At 24.1% G+C, this 3,656-nt stretch carries 4 protein-coding genes; all 4 read right to left on the bottom strand.

Going from position 1 to position 3,656, the window contains the following annotated elements:
- Positions 1-140: 140 nt before the first annotated feature.
- Positions 141-467 (bottom strand): bacteriocin immunity protein, encoded by a 327-nt coding sequence (locus Q4E08_RS11810; protein ID WP_303131178.1) that lies wholly within the window; start codon positions 465-467, stop codon positions 141-143.
- A gap of 43 nt (positions 468-510) precedes the next feature.
- A complete protein-coding gene (locus Q4E08_RS11805) occupies positions 511-1,962 on the bottom strand; it encodes an aminoacyl-histidine dipeptidase (RefSeq protein ID WP_303131176.1) in 1,452 nt (483 codons plus the stop codon).
- 214 nt (positions 1,963-2,176) lie between these two features.
- Complete coding sequence (locus Q4E08_RS11800) at positions 2,177-2,740, bottom strand: chromate transporter (protein ID WP_303131174.1); 564 nt, start codon at positions 2,738-2,740, stop codon at positions 2,177-2,179.
- A complete protein-coding gene (locus tag Q4E08_RS11795; RefSeq protein WP_303131173.1) occupies positions 2,727-3,278 on the bottom strand; it encodes a chromate transporter in 552 nt (183 codons plus the stop codon). The genes Q4E08_RS11800 and Q4E08_RS11795 overlap by 14 nt, the downstream gene beginning before the upstream one ends.
- Between the last annotated feature and the right edge of the window lie 378 nt (positions 3,279-3,656).

The raw sequence follows: 3,656 nt of genomic DNA, 5'->3' as shown, positions 1-3,656 counted from the left end.
AATAAATTTAATTTTCATCTTATTTAAATCAATTCTAATTTTAAACATACTTCTAATTTTTAAAAATTAGAGTTTATTATTAAATATTTCTTTATTAGTTTTAAAAATTATGAAAAGTAATAGTATATAAAGTAAATTCTCTACTTAAAATAAAAGCTAGTTGATGCCAAGCCAATCCCTAAATTCTTTTCAAATAATCCAGTTGTAGAAATATCCATATAAAGCTTACTAACTTCCGAACTAAGTTTTTCTTTATATTTAAACTTACAAACAGCTAATTGTCGTAGACCTTCTGATAGCTTCATTGTTTGCTTTTCAAAATCTTTTCCACTTTCAACTGCATCTTTAAATTCAATTAGTTTAATACGTTCATCTTCATTAGTTTGTGTATCTAAAATTAAATCATAAACTCTTGACAATAAAATATTTTGTTCTGCTATTCTTTTTTCTTTTTTTCTCAATTCCATTACCCACTTTCTTTTAAAATATTTATATAAATATGTTTATTTATTATTTCATATTTTTTAATAACTGAATTAAAAATTTATAATACTTTTCTACTGATTCTATTTTTAAATGTTCATTTGGTGTATGTACATCAAATATATCTGGACCTAAGCTTATAATTTCTATATCTGACCCCATCTTTTCTTTGAATACTCCACATTCAAGTCCAGCATGTAAAGCTGTTATTTTTGCTTCAACACCAAATAAATCATGATAAGTTTTAATGCTTAAATCTTTTATTTTTGAATTTGCTTCATATTCCCATTCTGGATAATCTCCTTTTTTTATTACAGACAATCCCATTACATTACAAAGAGCTTCAACCCTGTCTACAATCTCTATCTTTTTACTTTTAACTGAACTTCTTATATCAACAACAAAATTAATTTTATCTTCTAAAAGTTCTAATATTCCAATATTTAAGCTACTTTCTACTAAACCATGAATATCTTTACTCATAGATTGAACCCCATCAGGAATTAAAATTAAGAATTTAATTAAATTTTCTGTTATTTTTTTAGTTAACTGTTTATTTAATTTTTCTGAATCCCCAATAATAATTTTAATATTTGGTTCCTCTACTTTATACTCATGCTTTAAATCTTTTTCAAAATTAAAGCAAAGTTCTTTAACTTTTTCTATATTTTCTTTATTAACACTAATTATAACTTTGCAATTTTTAGGTATTGCATTAGATTTTGAACCACCATTAATTGATACAATATTAAAACCAACTTCTTTATTTAAATTATATAAAAGTCTTCCCATTAACTTATTAGCATTTCCTCTTTGCTTGTGAACTTCCATTCCAGAATGACCACCCTTAAGACCTGTAATCTCTAATTTTATAGCTTCTCCTGAAAAATTCTCAAATTCTGTATTCATTTCTGGATAAAGCATAATTCCTCCAGCACAACCTAATATAAATACTCCTTCTTCTTCGGCATCTATATTCAAAATAATTTTACCATTTAGTACTGATGTATCTAAATTATTAGCCCCACCCATAACTGTTTCTTCCTCTGTAGTTGCTACAAATTCTATTGATGGATGTTCTATAGTATCTGAATCTAATATAGCTAACCCATATGCTATTGCCATACCGTCATCAGCTCCTAAGGTAGTTTCTGTTGCATAAACAAATTTATCATCAACAATTCTTAATTGTAGTGGATCTTTTTTAAAATCATGCTTAATATCACTTAACTTTTCACATACCATGTCCATATGACCTTGTATTATAACTCCTGGTATATTTTCATACCCTTTTGTGGCAGGCTTTTTAATTATTACATTTAATGCATCATCTTGAATAACCTCAAGATTTCTATCCATTGCAAACTTAACAAGATAATCACTAATCTCTTTTTCATTACCAGAATCATGTGGTATTCTAGTTATATCCTCAAAAAATTCAAATACTTTTTTAGGTTCTAGTCTCTCTAATACTCTCATTCCTACTCTCCTTAAACTGCTTATATTTAAGTATTTATAACTTATTACTATATATAATTGTATTATAAATAATGTAAATTTCACTATAAACAATAAAATATATTACATTATTATTTAATTTTATTTGTTAATTTATTATATCATTTAATAATCCATAAAATTAAAGACTATATCTAAATTTAAATAATAGATATAGTCTTTTTTATTATTTATATTAAAATTTAAATATAATTCCTATAAATGCAGATAATATTATATAAAAAATTGGTGATTTCTTATATTTAGATATTAAAAAATATAAAATTATAGCAAGTATTAATGCTTTAAAAGATATTATATTTAAAATATTTTTTGTTTCAAAAAATTTATTTATAGTTAATATTGATATTTTTACTATTTCAAAACCAGCTGCAAAAAGTAACCCTGTTGCTGCTGGTCGTAATCCATAAAAACAACTTTTTACAGTTTCATTTTCTTTAAATTTATTTAATACTCTTGCTACAATTAAAATTATTGTTATTGAAGGAACAATAATACCAATTGTTGAAACAATTGCTCCTGTAATTCCCTTTGTAGAAAATCCAACATATGATGCCATATTAATTCCCATTGCTCCTGGTACAGATTGAGATATTGCAATCATATTAGCAAGATCTGTATGAGTAAACCAATGGGTTCTATCAGAAATATTATAAAGAAATGGTATAGTGGCTGCTCCACCACCAACAGCAAAAAGACCTACTTTAAAAAATTCAAAAAATATTTTAATTAGTATCATGCTTTTTACCTCCAAACCATTTAATTGCAATTCCACTTATTCCTGAAATTATTATAAATAAAAATGGTGATATATTAGTAAATATAGAAAAACCAGCTACTAATAAAAATATAATAAGGGTTTTTATATCAATTACAGAAGTTTTAAGTAACTTTATAGCTGTATTTAATATAAGAACTGCTACACATACTCGTATTCCTGCAAATGCATGTTTTACAAATGGAATATCTGCAAAATTACCAATAAAAGCTGCTATTATTGAAATAAGTATTATTGATGGTGTTACAAAACCAAGAGTTGCAACTATACCACCTAAATTTCCTTTTCTCTTGTGACCTATAAACGTAGCAGTATTTACAGCAATTACCCCAGGTGTACATTGTCCAATAGCATAATAATCTGTAAGTTCTTCGCTCGTAATCCATTTTCTCTTTTCAATTATTTCCTTTTGAAGTATTGGAAATATAGTATATCCACCACCAAAATTCATAAAACCTAATTTAATGAATAGAAAATATAAATCAATTAATTCTTTCATAAAAAAGTCCTTTCTATCTTTCTATTATTATTATTTATCGCCCTTAAAATTTTAATATTATATATTTATTATTATAAAAAGAATTTTTATTATAACTACTATTTAATCAATTTCAAAATTTCTATTAATTTATAATAAAAAATTCTTACTAAAATATTATATATCACTCAAAATAAAATATATAACATTGATTATATATTTTATAATAAGTTTATTATTTAATTATTAAAAGAGCACTAGCTTAGTGCTCTCTTATTATTAATTTTATTTTCTTATAATAAATACTCCTTAATTTATGCAACATTCAATTTATTCCTTCCAAGAAACCTTTTTTTTTACAATAAATATTTTTTCTAGATATTACTTAATTAGATTAAC

Origin of the sequence: Clostridium sp. (genome assembly GCF_030532265.1) — a bacterium.
Lineage (GTDB): Bacteria > Bacillota > Clostridia > Clostridiales > Clostridiaceae > Clostridium.
This window is presented reverse-complemented; position numbering and strand designations above follow the sequence as displayed.